Below are 17625 nucleotides of genomic sequence, written 5' to 3'. Positions count from 1 at the left end.
GCCAGTAATGACGCCGACGCAATGGCGCCGAGCACATCTGACAGCAAAAAGTGTTCCTTACTGCATCACACATAACAACTGTAGGAGTGAGCCTGCTCGCGATAGCGGTGTGTCAGCCAATGCATTCACCGACTGATTCACCGCCATCGCGAGCAGGCTCACTCCTGCAGGGTTTTATATTTGGCCTTGAGTTAAGCGTACTGCGCGGCCGCGTATCCGGACGCCCACGCCCACTGAAAGTTGAAGCCGCCCAGATGCCCGGTGACGTCGAGCACTTCGCCGATGAAATACAGGCCGGGGCTTTTCAGCGATTCCATGGTTTTCGACGAGACTTCGCGGGTATCCACGCCACCCAGCGTCACCTCGGCCGTGCGATAGCCTTCTGTGCCCGCCGGTACGACTTTCCAGCTGCCCAGCTTGTCGGCGATCTCGGCCAGTTCGGCGTGGGTGTACTGTTTCATCGGTTTGGAGACGAACCAGTTGTCTGCCAGCAGGTTGGCCATTTTCTTGGTGAAGATCTCGCCGAGTAGCGTCTTCAGCTCGCTGTTCGGCCGTTCGGCCACTTGCTGCTGCAGCCAGCTCGCGGCGTCGTGATCCGGCAGCAGGTTGATCTCCACCGTATCGCCGGATTCCCAGAACGAGGAAATCTGCAGAATCGCCGGGCCGCTGAGGCCTCGGTGGGTGAACAGGATGTTTTCGCGAAAGCTTTGCTCGTTGCAGCTGACCAGACAATCCACCGAAGTGCCGGACAGATCGGTGCACAGTTCCTTGAGCTGGTCGGTGATGGTGAACGGCACCAGTCCGGCGCGGGTCGGCAGCAGTTCATGGCCGAACTGTTTCGCTACCTGATAGCCGAAACCGGTGGCGCCCAGCGTCGGGATCGACAGGCCGCCGGTGGCGATCACCAGCGACTGGCACTGCACTTGTCCGAGCGTGGTGTCGAGCAGGTAACCGCTGTCGACCTTCTCGATGGTCTGGATCGAAGTGTCGAGGTGCAGCTCGACGCCGGCCTGATCGCATTCATCAAGGAGCATTTCGAGGATGTCGCTGGATTTGTTATCGCAGAACAGCTGACCGAGTTTTTTCTCGTGGTACGGCACGCCGTGCTTGCCGACCATGCCGATGAAATCCCACTGGGTGTAACGCGCCAGTGCGGATTTGCAGAAATGCGGATTCTGCGAAAGGAAATTGCCCGGCTCGGTGTACATGTTGGTGAAGTTGCAGCGGCCACCGCCCGACATGAGGATTTTCTTGCCGGCCTTGTTCGCGTGATCGAGCAGCAACACCTGACGCCCGCGCCCGGCGGCGGTCAGTGCACACATCAACCCAGCGGCGCCAGCGCCAATGATCACGACTTCGGTAGAGCGCAAAACGGTGTCCTCACAAATGTCACCACAAGACCCACTGTAGGCCTTCGCCTGCTCGCGATGGCGGTGTGTCATTCAACATAGATGTTGGCTGACAGATAGCTATCGCGAGCAGGCTCACTCCTACAGGGGAATTACGTTGTTCTTACAAAATACGTACGCGCAGCGAACGGCCCTTGATCTTGCCGTCGTTCAAGCGCTGCAAGGCCTGCATGGCCACGGTGCGTTCCACGGCGACGTAGGCCTGGAAATCGAAGATCGCAATCTTGCCCACCTGCGCACCGGGAATCCCGGCTTCGCCCGTCAACGCACCGAGAATGTCGCCCGGGCGCACTTTGTCTTTGCGCCCGGCGCCGATGCACAGGGTAGTCATCGGCGGCTGCAGTGGTGCCAGACCCTGGGACTTGAGGTTGTCGATCTGATCCCAGTTCAGCGGCGATTTCTGCAGTTGTTCGATGGCTTGCGCGCGGTGCGCTTCGCCCGGGGCGACCAGGCTGATGGCGATGCCTTTTTCGCCGGCGCGACCGGTGCGGCCAACCCGGTGAATGTGGATCTCCGAATCGCGGGCCAGCTCGACGTTGATCACCATGTCCAGCGCATCGATGTCCAGACCACGGGCGGCAACGTCGGTGGCAACCAGCACCGAGGTGCTGCGGTTGGCGAACATCGCCAGCACCTGATCGCGATCACGCTGTTCCAGATCGCCATGCAGGCCGACTGCGGAAATGCCTTTGGCGGTCAGGTGATCGACGGTTTCCTGCACCTGCTGCTTGGTGAAGCAGAACGCCACGCACGAGGCCGGGCGGAAGTGGTGGAGGACCTTGGTCACTGCGCTCATGCGATCTTCCGGGGAAATCTCATAGAAGCGCTGCTCGATCTGGGTGTCATCGTGGAACGCTTCGGCTTTCACCGTTTGTGGGTCACGCATGAACTTCGAGGCCAGTTGCTTGATGCCCACCGGGTACGTGGCCGAGAACAGCAGGGTCTGACGGCGCTCCGGGGTTTTGACGATGATGTCTTCGATGGCGTCGTAGAAACCCATGTCGAGCATGCGGTCGGCTTCGTCGAGGATCAGCGTGTTCAGGCCATCGAGCACCAGCGAACCCTTGCGCAGGTGCTGCTGAATGCGCCCCGGGGTGCCGACGATGATGTGCGCGCCGTGCTCCAGCGAAGCGATCTGCGGGCCGAACGACACGCCGCCGCACAAGGTCAGGACCTTGATGTTGTCTTCGGCGCGAGCCAGACGACGGACTTCCTTGGCGACCTGGTCGGCCAGCTCACGGGTCGGGCAGATCACCAGCGCCTGGCAGCCGAAGTAGCGCGGGTTGATCGGGTTGAGCAAGCCGATACCGAACGCGGCGGTCTTGCCGCTGCCGGTCTTGGCCTGGGCGATCAGGTCCATCCCCTTGAGGATCACCGGCAAGCTCTGCGCCTGGATCGGCGTCATCTGGGCATAACCGAGTGATTCGAGGTTAGCCAGCATGGCGGCGGACAGGGGCAGAGTATTAAAAGCGGTGGCGATGGTGGTCACGGGACGGGCCTGCAAAACAAAATGTCGCGCAGTGTAGCAGCCCCGTGCCACTTTCTTCGAAAGTTCTGGACGAACAGCGATCAATGTTCGATGTGTTGTTCCGGGCGTTTGGGCCGGCGCCCGTCTTCCTTCGACAGTTGCGAGAAGATCGTCGCCGCCAGCATCGCCATCACCCCAACCGTGACAAAGGTCAGCTGGAACGCACCGAGCACGGTGTCCACGCCGTCGTTGCCGATTTGCGCGGTAAACCCGCCGAGCAGCGCACCGGCGCAGGCCACGCCCAGGCTCAACGACAGTTGCGCGACCACCGACAGCAGGCTGTTGCCGCTGCTGGCGCTGGCGTCGTCGAGGTCGATCAGCGTCACCGTGTTCATCGCCGTGAACTGCAACGAGTTGATCGCGCCGAGCACCGCCAGCAGGCACAGCAGCAGCCAGTACGGCGTCTGCTCGCTGACCAGCGCCATGCTCGCCAGCATGATCCCCAGCGCCAGCGTGTTGCCGGTCAGGACGATGCGATAACCGAGGCGTTCGATCAACGGCCGCGCCACCCACTTGGCGACCATCGCCGCTGCGGCCAGTGGCAGCATGCTCATCCCCGCTTGCGACGGTGAATACCCCAGCGCCACTTGCAGCAGCAACGGCACCAGAAACGGCAGGGCGCCGCTGCCCAGACGGGCGAACAGATTGCCGAGAATGCCGACGGCAAAGGTGCGGGTCTTGAACAGCGACGGTGCGAACAAGGGATTGTCGATGTGCCCGGCGCGCAACCAGTACGCCGCCAGACAGGCCATGCCGGCGAACAGCAGCAACATCACCCGCAGGTGCGGCAGGTGCAGTTCGCCAAGACCTTCCATGGCAATGGTGATAAGGATCATCGCCGCGCCGAACAGCAGAAAACCCAGGCTATCGAAGCGCGTGCGTTCGCTGCCACGCAGGTCGGGGATGAACTTCCATACCGCGTAGCAACCGATCAACCCGACCGGCAGGTTGATCAGGAAGATCCAGTGCCACGTCAGGTACTCGACCATCCAGCCGCCCATGGTCGGGCCGATCAAGGGGCCGAGCAATCCGGGAATGGTGATGAAACCCATGATCCGCACCAGCTCCGAGCGGGGGTAGGCGCGCAGCACCACCAGCCGCCCGACCGGTAGCATCAGCGCACCGCCGAGGCCTTGAATCACCCGCGCGCCGATCAGCATGCTCAGGCTGCTGGACAAGGCGCAGAGCAGCGAGCCGAAACTAAACAGCAGGATCGCGCCGAAGAAGATTTTCTTGGTGCCGAAACGGTCGGCGATCCACCCCGATGCCGGGATCAGCAAGGCCACGGTAAGCATGTAGGCAATGATAACGCCCTGCATGCGCAACGGGTCTTCGGCCAGATCGCGGGCCATCGCCGGCAGAGCGGTATTGAGGATGGTCCCGTCGAGGGACTGCATGAAAAACGCAATGGCGACGACCCACGGCAACCAGCGGGCGGTGATGGCGTCGAGAGGCGGGCGGTTGGGCATGGAACCTCGTGTTGTGGAGTCAGTGATGGCTTCATCGCGAGCAGGCTCACTCCTACATTTGTTCTGTGTCGACCACAATTCCAATGTAGGAGTGAGCCTGCTCGCGATGCTTTTACAGGGTCAGGGTCAGTCGGCTGACCAATGCCCCCGGCAGCAACGATGACGAGGTATTGCGCTGGCTATAAGTACTGGCCGACAGCAGCAACTCCCGCTCGGCGGTCAACGCTTCCAGCTGCGAACCGAGCAGGTTGTAGGCGCTGTCGTCGAAACGCATGGTGCTGACCGGCGCCTGGATCTCGCCATTCTCGACCCAGAAGGTTGCGAAACGGGTCATGCCGGTCATGCGTGCGGCCGGTTGATCCGAGTAGTTCAGATACCACAGGTTGCTGATGTACAGCCCGGTGCCCAACTGCTGGAGGATCTGTTCCTGCGACAAGTCACCGGCGGCCATGTTCAACGCACTGGGCATTTCACCGCCGCCCGCGCCGTTCGCCGCCAGGCCATATTCGGCGGCACTGCGCGAGCCGACCAGTTGATCGCCGGCCTTGCCCTCGACAATCAGGCGCAAGTCGCTACGCGGATAACCCTCACCGGAAAACGCCGGACTCAGCGAAGTGCTGACTTTCTCGTCCAGCGACACCAGCGGGCTGAATGCCTGATCGCCGACGTAGAGCTTTTGCAGCGGGCTGCTTTTGCTGGCAATCGACTGTGCCGAAAACCCGCCCCAACTGAGCATGCCCATGATTTCTTCCAGCGCCGCCGGCGCCAGGTAGGCGCGGTATTGCCCCGGTGCCAGAGTGCGTAACGGTCGACCGAGGAATTCAAGCTGCTCGCGCGCCTGAGCGAAGCGTTTGGCGAAACCTTCGCTGCTCCAGTCATGCCCGGCGTAGCTGGCTTTCACCGCCTCGCCGTTGTCGTGGAACAGGCTGAAATCGAAGTTGAAGCTGTTGGCCTGATGCCAGCCGAGCGCCCCCGACGAACTGGCGAAACCCCGGCTGATCGGCCCGGCGGCGTAAAAACCGACCAGGTCCAGACCTTCAGCAGCAGCGCAGATTTCATCCACCACCTGCTCGGTGTCCGGCAGCGGATGCTCCTGCACGTTCTCGCTCTGCCAGCCGTTGTGGTTGAGCAGCAGGTACGGGTCCTGCGGCAGCAGCGGCAGGGTTTCGCGCAGTTGTTGCAGGCCTTCGCTGAGCCTGCGCAGGTCGCCTTCCTGATCGCCGGACAGGGTTACCTGCAAGTCGGCGTGGCGACCGTCATTGATCAGCTTAAGGACGACGTTGGCCTGTTGCACTTGCCCGGCCTGACGCACCTTGGCGTGATTGAAGCGCACGAACGCCGAGGCTTCGGCGGCGTAGCTGAGGGTGAACTGTTCCGGCTCGCGCACGCTGTCGCGCAGCCAATCGACCATGACCTTGAAGGCGTCGGACGGATTCTTCGAAATGCTCATCAGGCGTCTCCCCCAAACACATCAATGTTGCTGAACACGCAAGCCGGCGAAGCGTGGCCGACGCGGATCACCTGGTTCGGTTCGCCCTTGCCGCAGTTCGGCGTACCAAGCACCTTGACGGTGTCGGCGTTGCCCACGGCGCGCAGGCTTTTCCAGAAGTGCGCGGAAATTGCCCGGTAGTTGGGATTTTTCACCACGCCTTTAAGTTCACCGTTCTCGATCAACTGGCCCCATTCGCAGCCGAACTGGAATTTGTTGCGCGCATCGTCGATCGACCACGAACGGTTGGTGCTCATCAGAATGCCGTGCTCGATGCCTTCAATGAGCAGGCTCAGCGGCTGGTCGCCCGGTTCGATATTGAGGTTGGCCATGCGGTCGATCGGCGCGCGGTTCCAGCTGCACGCGCGGCTGTTGGCGACGCCGTCGAGCCCGGCGCGGTATTGCGACAGCGCCCCGCCCAACGGGCGCAGCAACAGGCCATCGCGGATCAGGAATTGTTTGCTCGCCTGGCTGCCGTCGTCGTCATGCCCATAGCTGGCGAGTTCTTCGGGAATGCCCGGATCGAAGGTCACGTTGAGCAGTTCGGAGCCGTATTGCAGGCTGCCGAAGTCGCTGGTCTTGACGAAACTGGTGCCGGCGTAATTGCGCTCGTCGCCAAGGATCCGGTCGAGTTCCAGCGGGTGGCCGATCGATTCGTGGATTTGCAGCATCATCTGATCGGGCATCAACAGCAGGTCGCGCGGGCCTTGCGGGGTGTTCGGCGCGAGCAGCAATTGCAGCGCCTGATCGGCGACTTGCGGGCCGGCGCCGACCAGACCGCAGCGACTGATCACATCGGCGCCGCCCTGCTGGCCGAAATTCTCACGGCCGAGGCTGCGGGTCTGGCTGTCATTGCCGTCGTAGGCGGTGACGTCGAGGCTCGGGTACACGAAGCGCTGGGCCTGGCGCAATTCGGCGCCGGCGCTGCTCAGGTAGATTTGCTCGACGTGGGTAATGCCGATGCTCACTTGCCAGTTCACCAGGCGCTCATCCTTGGGCACCGAGGCGGATTCCGCGCCGAGCAATTCATAGCATTCGCTCAGCGACGGGAAAGGTTGTTCGAGGTTGGGCGAAAAATAATCAGCCCGATCGCTGCTCAGCGGCTGATCGCGCAGGTCGAGCAAGGCATGCGGCTTGAGTCGGCGGGCTTGCTGTTCGGCGCGCTCGAGCGCGGTTTGCAGGCCTTGCTGCGAGAGATCGTTGGTCGCCGCGTAGGCTTCGACGCCGTTGACGCGCACGGTGAGCATCGCCCCCTCATCGCGGCTCAGGCTCGGCGGTTCGGCGACGTTCTTGCGCACCGACAGGTACTGCCCGGACTCGCGGACATAGCGCAGGGAAAAAAACTCGGCGCCCGTGCGCAAGGCAGCGAAGCGCTGCTTGAGCTGGGGGTGAAAATCGAACATTCGGAAACCTCCTTGTAGGGGCAAGCGGCACAGCGACGGCGGGGGAGGGGTGAAACGGTTGCGCGAGGTCTAGAGTAGGCCTGCGTGGGGGTAGGATCAAGTGAAGAGGGGGTGTAGGAGGTTTTACTGTGCGGCAGAGGAATTTGTGCTGAATGGTAGGGCCTCATCGCGAGCAGGCTCACTCCTACAGTTAATCTCCAGTGTTCACAGAGTTTGTGTTCACTGGAGATCCTTGTAGGAGTGAGCCTGCTCGCGATCAGCCTTGATGCGGTGTAACTGAATTACTGAGTAACCGGGGTGATATCGCGCATCGGCTTGCCTTTGACCGGCGCGCCATTGGCCACGTAGTAAGCGGCATTGCTGCGCGGCAGCGGTTTGCGGCCACGGATCCTGTCGGCGATTTTCTCGGCCATCATGATCGTCGGTGCGTTGAGGTTGCCGGTGGTGATGATCGGCATGATCGAGGCATCGACCACGCGCAGGCTCTGCATGCCGTGCACACGGCCTTCGCCATCGACCACGGCCATCTCGTCGGTGCCCATCTTGCACGAGCACGACGGGTGGAACGCGGTTTCGGCGTGCTCGCGGATGAACTTGTCCAGTTGCTCATCGGTTTGCACGTCAATGCCCGGGCTGATCTCCCGACCACGGAAGGCGTCGAGGGCCGGCTGCTGCATGATCTCGCGGGTCAGGCGGATGCCGTCGCGGAATTCCTGCCAGTCCTGCTCGGTGGCCATGTAGTTGAACAGGATGCTCGGGTGCTGGCGCGGATCCTTGGATTTCACCTGGATGCGGCCACGGCTCGGCGAACGCATGGAACCCATGTGTGCCTGGAAACCGTGTTCTTTGACACCGTTGCTGCCGTTGTAGTTAATCGCCACCGGCAGGAAGTGGTACTGGATGTTCGGCCATTCGAATTCCGGACGCGAACGAATGAAACCGCCGGCCTCGAACTGGTTGCTGGCGCCGATGCCGGTGCCGTTGAACAGCCACTCGGCACCGATCGCCGGCTGGTTGTACCAGAGCAGTGACGGGTACAGCGAGACCGGCTGGGTGCAGGCGTATTGCAGGTACAGCTCGAGGTGATCCTGGAGGTTTTCACCGACGCCCGGCAGGTCGTGAACCACCGGGATATCGAGGCTTTCCAGCAGTTTCGCCGGGCCGACACCGGAACGCTGCAGAATCTGCGGCGACGCGATGGCGCCGGAGCACAGCAGGACTTCCTTGCGCGCCTTGGCCTCCACGCGCTCTTCAGCATCACCAATCAAGTAACGCACGCCGACTGCACGCTTGCCTTCAAACAGAATCTTGTCGGTCAGCGCGTGGGTGACGATGGTCAGGGTCGAGCGCTTTTTGGCGACGTCAAGATAACCACGGGCGGTGGAAGCACGACGGCCATTCGGCGTCACGGTGCGGTCCATCGGGCCGAAGCCTTCCTGCTGGTAACCGTTCAAGTCTTCGGTGCGCGGATAACCGGCCTGTACGCCGGCTTCAACCATGGCGTGGAACAGCGGGTTGTTGCCGGCTTTCGGCGTGGTCACGCTGACTGGACCGTCGCCACCGTGGTAATCGTTCGGGCCGATGTCACGGGTTTCCGCCTTGCGGAAGTACGGCAGGCAATCAAGGTACGACCAGTCTTCCAGGCCCGGCAGTTTCGCCCAGCCGTCGTAGTCCATGGCGTTGCCACGGATGTAGCACATGCCGTTGATCAGCGATGAGCCACCGAGGCCCTTGCCGCGACCGCATTCCATCCGGCGACCGTCCATGTGTGGCTCTGGATCGGTTTCGTAGGCCCAGTTGTAGCGGCGGCCCTGCAGCGGGAACGCCAGCGCGGCCGGCATTTGCGTGCGGAAGTCGTAACGGTAATCCGGACCGCCGGCTTCGAGCAGCAGAACGGTGACGCCTTCGTCTTCAGTCAGACGGGTGGCAAGTGTGTTACCTGCAGAACCGGCGCCTATGATGATGTAGTCGTATTCTTTAGTCATAAATTCTCCTGCGGGAGCTACAAGCCGCGAGCTGCAAGCTGCAAGGAAAAGCAGCGAGCTGTGGCTTTGAAATCGGGGAGGGCGGCAAGCCCAAACTGCTTTTACTTGCAGCTTGAAACTTGCCGCTTGCAGCTGATCAGCTCATCAGAACACCGAGACGTAATCGCCCAGCTCGACCTGTACCGATTTGATGCGGGTGAAGTTGTTCAGCGAGCTGATCCCGTTCTCACGGCCCACACCCGACTGCTTGTAGCCACCGACCGGCATTTTTGCGTCGGACTCGCCCCAGGCGTTGATCCAGCAGATACCGGCTTCCAGCTGATGAATCACGCGGTGCGCGCGGTTCAGGTCGCGGGTGACGATACCGGCGGCGAGGCCGAAGTCGGTGTCGTTGGCGCGGCGGATCACTTCTTCTTCGGTTTCGTAGGAGAGGATCGCCATGACCGGACCGAAGATTTCTTCGCGAACGATGGTCATGTCGTCGGTGCAATCGGTGAACACGGTCGGTGCCACGAACGCGCCTTTGGCGAATTCGCCGTCGGTCAGACGACCACCACCGCACAAGACGCGTGCGCCTTGCTCCTTACCTTTCTCGATGTAAGCCAGCACGCTTTCCATGTGGGCGAAGCTGACCAGCGGACCGAAGTTGGTGTTTTCGTCTTCCGGGTTGCCGACGCGAATGCGCGCAACGCGCTCAACGATCTTGGCTTCGAACGCGGCTTTCAGGTGCGCCGGTACGAACACGCGGGTGCCGTTGGTGCAAACCTGACCGGAGCTGTAGAAGTTGGCCATCATCGCGGTGTCGGCGGCGCGATCGAGGTCAGCGTCGTCGCAGATGATCAGCGGCGACTTGCCGCCCAGTTCCATGGTCACGTCTTTGAGCGACGAGGCCGAAGCGCTGGCCATGACTTTCTTGCCGGTGTCGGTGCCGCCGGTGAAGGAGATTTTCTCGATGCGCGGGTGCTCGGTCAGCCAGGTGCCGACTTCACGGCCGCTGCCGGTCAGGACGTTGAACACGCCGTTTGGCACGCCGGCTTCGGTGTAGATCTCGGCCAGTTTCAGGGTGGTCAGCGAGGTCACTTCGCTTGGCTTGAAGATCATCGCGTTACCGGCCGCCAGGGCGGGCGCGGATTTCCACAAGGCGATCTGGATCGGATAGTTCCACGCGCCGATACCGGCGACCACGCCCAGCGGCTCGCGGCGGGTATAAACGAAAGAAGTATCACGCAGCGGAATCTGCTCGCCTTCAATGGCGGGCACCAGGCCTGCGTAGTATTCCAGCACGTCTGCACCGGTAACGATGTCGACGTACCTGGTTTCGGAGAAGGATTTGCCGGTGTCCAGGGTTTCCAGCGCGGCCAGTTCATCGTTGCGCTCGCGCAGGATGTCGACGGCGCGACGCAGGATGCGCGAACGCTCCATGGCGGTCATCGCGGCCCAGATCTTCTGGCCCTTTTCAGCGCTGACCACAGCGCGCTCGACGTCTTCCTTGGTCGCGCGTTGCACTTGGGCGAGGACTTCACCGTTCGCCGGGTTGATGGCTTCGAAGGTGGCATCGCTGCCAGCGTCGGTGTACGCGCCATCGATGTAGAGTTTTTGCAGTTCGAAACGGGCCATAGTGTCCTCGCAAGTGCATTGGTTGTTGGCCTTGGCCACCGCGATGACGCTACGGTGGGGTTCAGGCGTCGAGCGGTTTCTGTGTGCTCTGACCTGCCTGCTTGGCCAATTGGTAATCCATGTATTCGTAAGCGATCCGTTGCGCCTGCGCCGTGTCGAAAGCGTCTCCCGACAGCGCGCCGCGCAACCACAAGCCGTCAATCAACGCTGCCAGGCCTCGCGCGGCATTGCGCGCTTCTTCGAGCGGCAACGCCCGGCGGAACTCGCAGCACAGGTTGGAATACAGACGGTGATCGTTGATCCGCTGCAACCTGTGCAAAGACGGCTGGTGCATGCTGGTGGCCCAGAAGGCCAGCCAGGTTTTCATTGCCGGGCCATTGACCTGGCTGGCGTCGAAGTTGCCTTCGATGATCACCTGCAGATGCGCCCGTGGGCTGTCATCTGCCAGCGCCTGACGGCGCGCGGTGACGTTCTCGCTGAGGACGCTCATCAGGTACCGCATCGTGGCGGCGATCAGGCCGTTCTTGTCCTGAAAGTAATGACTGATGATGCCATTCGAGACACCGGCCAAACGGGCGATCAGCGCAATGCTGGCGTCCCCCATTCCGACCTGATCGACCGCTTGCAACGTGGCTTCGATCAGTTGTTGACGGCGGATGGGTTGCATACCGACCTTGGGCATCTTGCACATCTCCTTAGGCCTTCCGAGGGGCGAATGACGCCGATCGGATTGAGGGCCAGTCTATTTTGTTTTGATTGAACGTTCAATCAACAAAGAATAAGATCTGCGACAATTCGTCGCTGCCTACAGCTTTTTCCTACGTGTAATGACGATAAAAACCGACACCTGAAACGGCTCGAAACCTGCGTGGGGCATGGCGCGGTTCGCGATTCGATGGACGTGTTGAAAGGGCAAGACGCTCGGGACCAGGTTTCGGATGAACGTCCGCACACCGGGGCCACGAAAGCGATCAGCGCGCCATTTCGGCAGGTTCGGGCTTTTTTCGGAGTGTCTTTATATCACCCGCCGGTCGGCTGCCAACTAACCGATTGGTCGGGTTCCGTGATGCCTTGTGTTCTTCTCTCGCACTGCCTGGAGCATTTGTGCCATGAGTTCTGCCTCGCTAATAAAGACCCCGCCCGAGAAGGTGACGGTCAACGGTTGGGTGTTCTACACCTCGACCGCGTTGATTCTGTTGTTGACCGCCATTCTGATCATCGCCCCGCAAGAGGCCGGCAGAGTGTTGGGTATCGCTCAGGCCTGGTTGTCGCGCAGCTTCGGCTGGTACTACATGGTGGTGATCGCCGCGTACCTGGTGTTCGTGGTCGGTCTGGCGTTTTCCTCGTACGGCAAACTCAAACTGGGCAGCAAGGACGACACCCCGGATTTCAGTTACGGCGCCTGGGCGGGGATGCTGTTCTCGTCGGGTATCGGCATTTCGCTGTTGTACTTCGGCGCGTCCGAGCCACTGGACCACTACTTCAATCCGCCGGAAGGCGCATCGGCCAGCAACCTGGCCGCGCGTCAGGCGGTGCAGCTGACGTTCCTGCACTGGGGCCTGCATGGCTGGGCAATCTACGCATTGGTCGGTTTGGCCGTGGCGTATTTTGCTTATCGGCATAATCAGCCGCTGGCGCTGCGTTCGGCGCTGTATCCGCTGGTGGGCGAGCGTTGGGTCAAAGGCGCGGCCGGTCATGCGGTGGACGGCTTCGGCATGTTCGTGACCCTGCTGGGTCTGGTGACCAACCTGGGGATTGGTTCGCTGCAAGTGTCGTCAGGGCTGGAAAACCTGTTCGGCATGGAGCACAGCAACACCAACCTGCTGATCGTGATCATCGTGATGAGCACCGTGGCGACCATCGCTGCCGTGTCCGGTGTGGAAAACGGCATTCGTCGTCTGTCCAATCTGAACATTGTTTTGTTCAGCGGTTTGCTGATCTTCGTGCTGCTGTTCGGCCCGACTCTGCACCTGCTCAATGGCTTCGTGCAGAACATCGGCGATTACCTGAACGGCGTGGTGCTGAAGACGTTCGACCTGTATGTCTATGAAGGCGACAACGCCAAGTCCGATCGCTGGCTGGGCCTGTGGACGCTGTTCTACTGGGCGTGGTGGATTTCCTGGGCGCCATTCGTTGGCATGTTCATCGCGCGGATTTCCCGTGGTCGCACCGTGCGTGAACTGGTCGCGGGCGTGCTGCTGATTCCGCTGGGCTTCACGTTGGCGTGGCTGTCGATCTTCGGCAACTCGGCGCTTGATCTGGTGATGAACCACGGCGCGGTGGAGCTGGGCAAGACGGCGCTGGAACAGCCGTCGATGGCGATCTATCAATTGCTTGAGCATTACCCGGCGTCGAAGGTCGTCATCGGTGTGTCAATTTTCGTCGGCTTCGTGCTGTTCCTGACTCCGGCCGACTCCGGCGCGGTGATGATGGCGAATCTTTCGTGCAAGGGCGGCAACGTCGACGAAGACGCGCCGCACTGGCTGCGGATCTTCTGGTCGGTGGTGATCACCCTGGTGACCATCGGCCTGTTGTTTGCCGGCAACTTCGAAGCCATGCAGACCATGGTCGTGCTGGCCGGCCTGCCGTTCTCGGTGGTGCTGGTGTGCTTCATGTTCGGCCTGCACAAGGCGATGCGTCAGGACGTGCAGATCGAACAGGAGCAGGCGCAACTGGCCGAGCGCGGACGCCGGGGTTTCAGCGAGCGCTTGACGCAACTGGATCTGCAACCGAGCCAATCGGTGGTGCAGCGTTTCATGGACAAGCACGTCACCCCGGCGCTGGAAGACGCAGCGGCGCAGTTACGCAATCAGGGTATTGAAGTGCAGACGCTACTGGGTAAAGCCAAGCGTTGCATGGGCGTGCGCGTCGAGATGGAAGAGGGCAACCCTTTCGTTTACGAGGTGAGCCTGGAAGGTTATCTGGCGACTCCGACTGAGTCAGCGCAATCGGATGAGGCGCGTCAGCGTTATTACCGGGCGGAGGTGTATCTGCACAACGGTAGCCAGGATTACGACTTGATGGGCTTTACGCCGGAGCAGATTACCCGGGATGTGCTGGATCAGTTTGAGAGTCATCGGCAGTTGCTTGGCCGGGTGTACAGCTAAAGTCAAAAGCCTGCCCTCATCGGAACGCCGCCCGCCCAGCCCTCTCCCGGAGGGAGAGGGAGCTGACCGAGGTGTCTTGCGCTATACGCCGACCTGAAAGATCGAGTCGATTATGGATTCGCTGAAGCAGGTTCAGGTCGATGTAGCTCGAATGTACAACTCGGTCAGTCCCCTCTCCCTTTGGGAGAGGGTTAGGGTGAGGGGCTTTTCCCTGACCCAACAAAAAGGGATCGCTCACCGCGATCCCTTTTTTATCCCACTTGGCGCATTACCCCAGATTCTTGCCCAACAACGCGTGATACAACTCGCTGTCGCCCAGAATCCCCACCACATGATTGTCATCGTGCAGCACCAGCTTGTTGCCGGTCTGATAACGAATCTGCAGCGCGTCGCGCATGCCGATGTTGGAGTCCACCAGCGTTGGCTTGCGCTCGAGACCTTCCACCGCTTGCCCTGGTGCCCAGTTCTGCAGGTTCAGCACTGAACCGTTCTGCCGCGCGCCCTTGATGGTGTTGCCTTCGGCCAGGTCCAGCCACGAATCGCCGCCCGGGTCGAGGCACACCGAGCCGTTGATGCGTTTGCACTTGTCCAGCGTACGCATCAGGCTGCGGCCGCAGAGCACGTTGAGCGGGTTGGTGTGGGCGACGAAGGTGCGCACATAGTCGTCCGCCGGGTTAAGAACGATTTCTTCCGGCACGCTGTACTGAATGATTCGCCCGTCTTTCATGATCGCGATACGGCTACCCAGTTTGAGTGCCTCGTCGAGGTCGTGGCTGACGAACACGATGGTCTTGCTCAGCTTGCGTTGCAGTTCCAGCAACTCGTCCTGCAGGCCCTGGCGGATCAGCGGGTCGAGGGCCGAGAACGGTTCGTCCATCAGCAGAATGTCGGCGTCCATCGCCAGCGCGCGGGCAAGGCCAACGCGCTGCTGCATGCCGCCGGAAAGTTCGTCGGGCTTCTTGTTGCGCCATTGGGTCAGGCCCACCAGTTCGAGTTTTTCATCGACCAGTTTCTTGCGTTCCTTCTCCGGTCGACCCTGCATTTCCAGACCGAAGCTGATGTTTTCGCGCACCGTCAGCCATGGCATCAGGGCGAACTTCTGAAAGACCATGGCGATGCGTTTGGTGCGCATCATTTTCAGCTCGGCCGGGGTGCACGAGGCGATGTCGATCTGACGGTTTTCATGCTCGACGAACAGCTTGCCGCGGCTCACCGTGTTGAGGCCGTTGATGCAGCGCAGCAGGCTCGACTTGCCCGAGCCCGACAGGCCCATCAGCACGCAGATTTCGCCCTTGTTGATGTCCAGCGTGGCTTTTTCTACGCCGACGATTTGCCCGGTTTTCTTCAGAATCTCGTTGCGGGTCATGCCCTGGTCGAGCAGCTTGAGTGCCTCGCGCGGGTCCTTGGCGAAGATTACATCGACGTCTTCGAAGCGAATAATGCTCATGCGTCACCCCCTACTTTGGCGTCGGGTTGTTTGCAGATACGGTCGAGCATGATCGCCAGCAGTACGATCGCCAGGCCTGCTTCGAAGCCCAGCGCAATATCAGCAGTGTTCAGTGCGTTGACCACCGGTTTGCCGAGTCCGTCGGCGCCGACCAGTGCCGCGATCACCACCATCGACAGCGACAGCATGATGCACTGGGTGATGCCGGCGGCGATGCTCGGCATGGCGTGGGGCAGTTCGATCCGTGAGAGTAGCTGGCGACGCGAGCAGCCGAAGGCCTTGCCGGCGTCCATCAGTTCTTGCGGGACATCACGGATGCCCAGGTAGGTCAGGCGGATCGGCGCGGCGATGGCGAAGACCACCGTCGAGATCAGGCCCGGTACCACACCCAGCCCGAAGAGGGTCAGGGTAGGAATGAGGTAAACGAAGGTCGGTACGGTCTGCATCAGATCGAGCACCGGCCGCATCATGGTGTAGAACATCGGTTTGTGCGCAGCGACGATACCCAGCGGCACGCCGATCAATACGCAGACGAGGGTGGCGAACAGCACCTGGGCGAGGGTTTCCATGGTTTCCTGCCAGTACCCCAGATTGAGGATCAGCAGAAACGAGGCGACCACGAACGCGGTCAGGCCCCACTTGCGTTGAATCAGATGGGCGATGATTGCGATCAAGCCAATCAAGACCAGTGGGTTGAACCAGGTCAGCGCAAACGTCACGCCGTGGATCATCGTTTCCAGGGTCACGGCGATTGCGTCGAAGGTGTTGGCGCCGTGTTGCGTCAACCATTCGACGAAGCCCGCGATGTACTGGCCTAAAGGTATTTTCTGATCAATCAGCATGGTAGTGAACGTCCGCATGCAAGGAAATTAACAGCCCGGGCAGGCACGCCTGCCCGGCATAAGCGATGCCCCTCGGATCAAGGCGCGAGCTTGGCTTTCACGGCCTCCAGGCCTGGTTTTCCGTCAATGGTGGTCACGCCAGCGAGCCAGGTATCGAGCACCTGAGGGTTCTTTTTCAGCCAGGCCTTGGCGGCCGCGTCAGGCTTCATTTTGTCGTCGAGGATGTTGCCCATCAGTTCACTTTCCATGTCGACGGTGAACTCCAGGTTCTTCAGCAACTGACCGACGTTGCTGCATTCTTCGGCGTAACCCTTGCGGGTGTTGGTGGCCACGGTGGCGGCACCAAAGTCGGGGCCGAAGAAGTCGTCGCCGCCGGTCAGGTATTGAATCTTGAAGCGCTTGTTCATCGGATGCGGCGCCCAGCCGAGGAACACCACCGCCGTGTCGCGCTTCTGCGCACGGTCGACCTGCGAGAGCATGCCGGCTTCCGATGATTCGACCATTTTGAAACCGGCGGTCTTCAGGCCGAAGGCGTCCTTGTCGATCATGCTCTGGATCAGCCGGTTGCCGTCGTTGCCAGGCTCGATGCCGTAGATCTTGCCGTCGAGCTCTTTCTTGAATTTGGCAATGTCGGCGAAATCGTGCAGGCCTTTGTCATACAGGGCTTGCGGCACGGCGAGGGTGTACTTGGCGCCCTTGAGGTTGGTGCGCACGGTGTCCACGGTGCCGGCATCGCGATACGGCTTGATGTCGTTTTCCATGGTCGGCATCCAGTTGCCGAGGAACACGTCCATGTTCTTGCCGTCGGCCAGCGACTTGTAGGTCACGGGTACGGAGATCATGGTGGTTTTGGTCTTGTAGCCGAGGGCGTTGAGGACAACGGAGGTGGTGGCGGTGGTCGCGGTGATGTCGGTCCAGCCGACATCGGAGAAGTTAACGAGGCTGCACTGTGCCGGTTCTGCGGCTTGCGCCAGTAGCGGCAGACTCAGCAGGGCGGCCAACAACAACGACGGGGAACCTTTCATGGATGGACTCCTTGGTGTTTTTTTTGGCAGTGTTCCGACTGTGGACCACCGCACTTATGGGTTGCGGTTGGGTGGCGTTCTGAAGACAGCTCTACCGCAGCGCCTGGCAATCGAGTCATCCCGATCATGTACCAGTGAAAATCTGACGCCTACAGGGAGGGTCGTATCCAGTACAGGGATGGTCGCTTCCAGTGTCGGTGACGTCGCTTACAGCTTTTTTCCGCCCTCGATGACCTTCTGATCTACATAAAAACGGCGCATTTGCGGGGCGAAAACGTAACGGCGCTGCTGGACATGAGTGCGT

12 protein-coding genes are annotated in these 17625 nt (G+C 60.9%); 1 reads left to right on the top strand and 11 read right to left on the bottom strand.

Annotated elements, in window-relative coordinates; genetic code table 11:
• Positions 1 to 191 precede the first annotated feature (191 nt).
• From BLU52_RS22740 to betI, 8 genes are all read right to left on the bottom strand, one after another.
• Complete coding sequence (locus BLU52_RS22740) at positions 192 to 1370, bottom strand: BaiN/RdsA family NAD(P)/FAD-dependent oxidoreductase (protein ID WP_090287029.1); 1179 nt, start codon at positions 1368 to 1370, stop codon at positions 192 to 194.
• Positions 1371 to 1512: 142 nt separating this feature from the next.
• Positions 1513 to 2898 (bottom strand): ATP-dependent RNA helicase DbpA, encoded by a 1386-nt coding sequence (dbpA, locus tag BLU52_RS22735; protein WP_090287027.1) that lies wholly within the window; start codon positions 2896 to 2898, stop codon positions 1513 to 1515.
• Positions 2899 to 2978: 80 nt separating this feature from the next.
• The gene (gene mdtD / locus BLU52_RS22730; RefSeq protein WP_090287025.1) at positions 2979 to 4406 is read right to left on the bottom strand and encodes a multidrug transporter subunit MdtD; all 1428 of its coding nucleotides are present in this window, start codon (positions 4404 to 4406) and stop codon (positions 2979 to 2981) included.
• A 112-nt stretch (positions 4407 to 4518) separates the two neighbouring features.
• Entirely contained in the window at positions 4519 to 5856 is a 1338-nt protein-coding gene (locus BLU52_RS22725; RefSeq protein ID WP_090287023.1) for a TldD/PmbA family protein, read from the bottom strand.
• Positions 5856 to 7298, bottom strand: coding sequence for a TldD/PmbA family protein (locus BLU52_RS22720; protein WP_090287022.1), 1443 nt, complete (start codon positions 7296 to 7298; stop codon positions 5856 to 5858). The genes BLU52_RS22725 and BLU52_RS22720 overlap by 1 nt, the downstream gene beginning before the upstream one ends.
• 281 nt (positions 7299 to 7579) lie before the next feature.
• Positions 7580 to 9283, bottom strand: coding sequence for a choline dehydrogenase (betA, locus tag BLU52_RS22715; RefSeq protein WP_090287020.1), 1704 nt, complete (start codon positions 9281 to 9283; stop codon positions 7580 to 7582).
• A 144-nt stretch (positions 9284 to 9427) separates the two neighbouring features.
• A complete protein-coding gene (gene betB, locus BLU52_RS22710) occupies positions 9428 to 10900 on the bottom strand; it encodes a betaine-aldehyde dehydrogenase (protein WP_090287018.1) in 1473 nt (490 codons plus the stop codon).
• Positions 10901 to 10961: 61 nt separating this feature from the next.
• Positions 10962 to 11582, bottom strand: coding sequence for a transcriptional regulator BetI (gene betI / locus BLU52_RS22705; RefSeq protein ID WP_090287015.1), 621 nt, complete (start codon positions 11580 to 11582; stop codon positions 10962 to 10964).
• Positions 11583 to 12066: 484 nt separating this feature from the next.
• Between betI and BLU52_RS22700 the strand changes: the two genes are divergently transcribed.
• Positions 12067 to 14007, top strand: a complete 1941-nt coding sequence (locus tag BLU52_RS22700; protein ID WP_231988047.1) for a BCCT family transporter — start codon at positions 12067 to 12069, stop codon at positions 14005 to 14007.
• A gap of 268 nt (positions 14008 to 14275) precedes the next feature.
• Here BLU52_RS22700 and choV read toward each other — a convergent pair whose 3' ends face one another.
• The 3 genes from choV to BLU52_RS22685 all read right to left on the bottom strand — a co-directional run bounded on the left by choV (position 14276) and on the right by BLU52_RS22685 (position 17321).
• Entirely contained in the window at positions 14276 to 15454 is a 1179-nt protein-coding gene (gene choV, locus BLU52_RS22695) for a choline ABC transporter ATP-binding protein (protein WP_090287012.1), read from the bottom strand.
• Positions 15451 to 16296, bottom strand: coding sequence for a choline ABC transporter permease subunit (gene choW, locus BLU52_RS22690; RefSeq protein WP_016772805.1), 846 nt, complete (start codon positions 16294 to 16296; stop codon positions 15451 to 15453). Before choW ends, choV begins: the two co-directional genes overlap by 4 nt.
• 77 nt (positions 16297 to 16373) lie before the next feature.
• Entirely contained in the window at positions 16374 to 17321 is a 948-nt protein-coding gene (locus BLU52_RS22685; RefSeq protein ID WP_090287010.1) for a choline ABC transporter substrate-binding protein, read from the bottom strand.
• Positions 17322 to 17625 lie beyond the last annotated feature (304 nt).

The organism is Pseudomonas granadensis, from assembly GCF_900105485.1.
Lineage (GTDB): Bacteria > Pseudomonadota > Gammaproteobacteria > Pseudomonadales > Pseudomonadaceae > Aquipseudomonas > Aquipseudomonas granadensis.
This window is presented reverse-complemented; position numbering and strand designations above follow the sequence as displayed.

Bases quoted from the DNA above. Each gene is read 5' to 3' on its own strand.
- BLU52_RS22720 (WP_090287022.1), bottom strand. From the start codon at position 7,298: ATGTTCGATTTTCACCCCCAGCTCAAGCAGCGCTTCGCTGCCTTGCGC.
- betB (WP_090287018.1), bottom strand. From the start codon at position 10,900: ATGGCCCGTTTCGAACTGCAAAAACTCTACATCGATGGCGCGTACACC.
- betA (WP_090287020.1), bottom strand. From the start codon at position 9,283: ATGACTAAAGAATACGACTACATCATCATAGGCGCCGGTTCTGCAGGT.
- choV (WP_090287012.1), bottom strand. From the start codon at position 15,454: ATGAGCATTATTCGCTTCGAAGACGTCGATGTAATCTTCGCCAAGGAC.
- choW (WP_016772805.1), bottom strand. From the start codon at position 16,296: ATGCTGATTGATCAGAAAATACCTTTAGGCCAGTACATCGCGGGCTTC.
- betI (WP_090287015.1), bottom strand. From the start codon at position 11,582: ATGCCCAAGGTCGGTATGCAACCCATCCGCCGTCAACAACTGATCGAA.
- BLU52_RS22685 (WP_090287010.1), bottom strand. From the start codon at position 17,321: ATGAAAGGTTCCCCGTCGTTGTTGTTGGCCGCCCTGCTGAGTCTGCCG.
- mdtD (WP_090287025.1), bottom strand. From the start codon at position 4,406: ATGCCCAACCGCCCGCCTCTCGACGCCATCACCGCCCGCTGGTTGCCG.
- BLU52_RS22725 (WP_090287023.1), bottom strand. From the start codon at position 5,856: ATGAGCATTTCGAAGAATCCGTCCGACGCCTTCAAGGTCATGGTCGAT.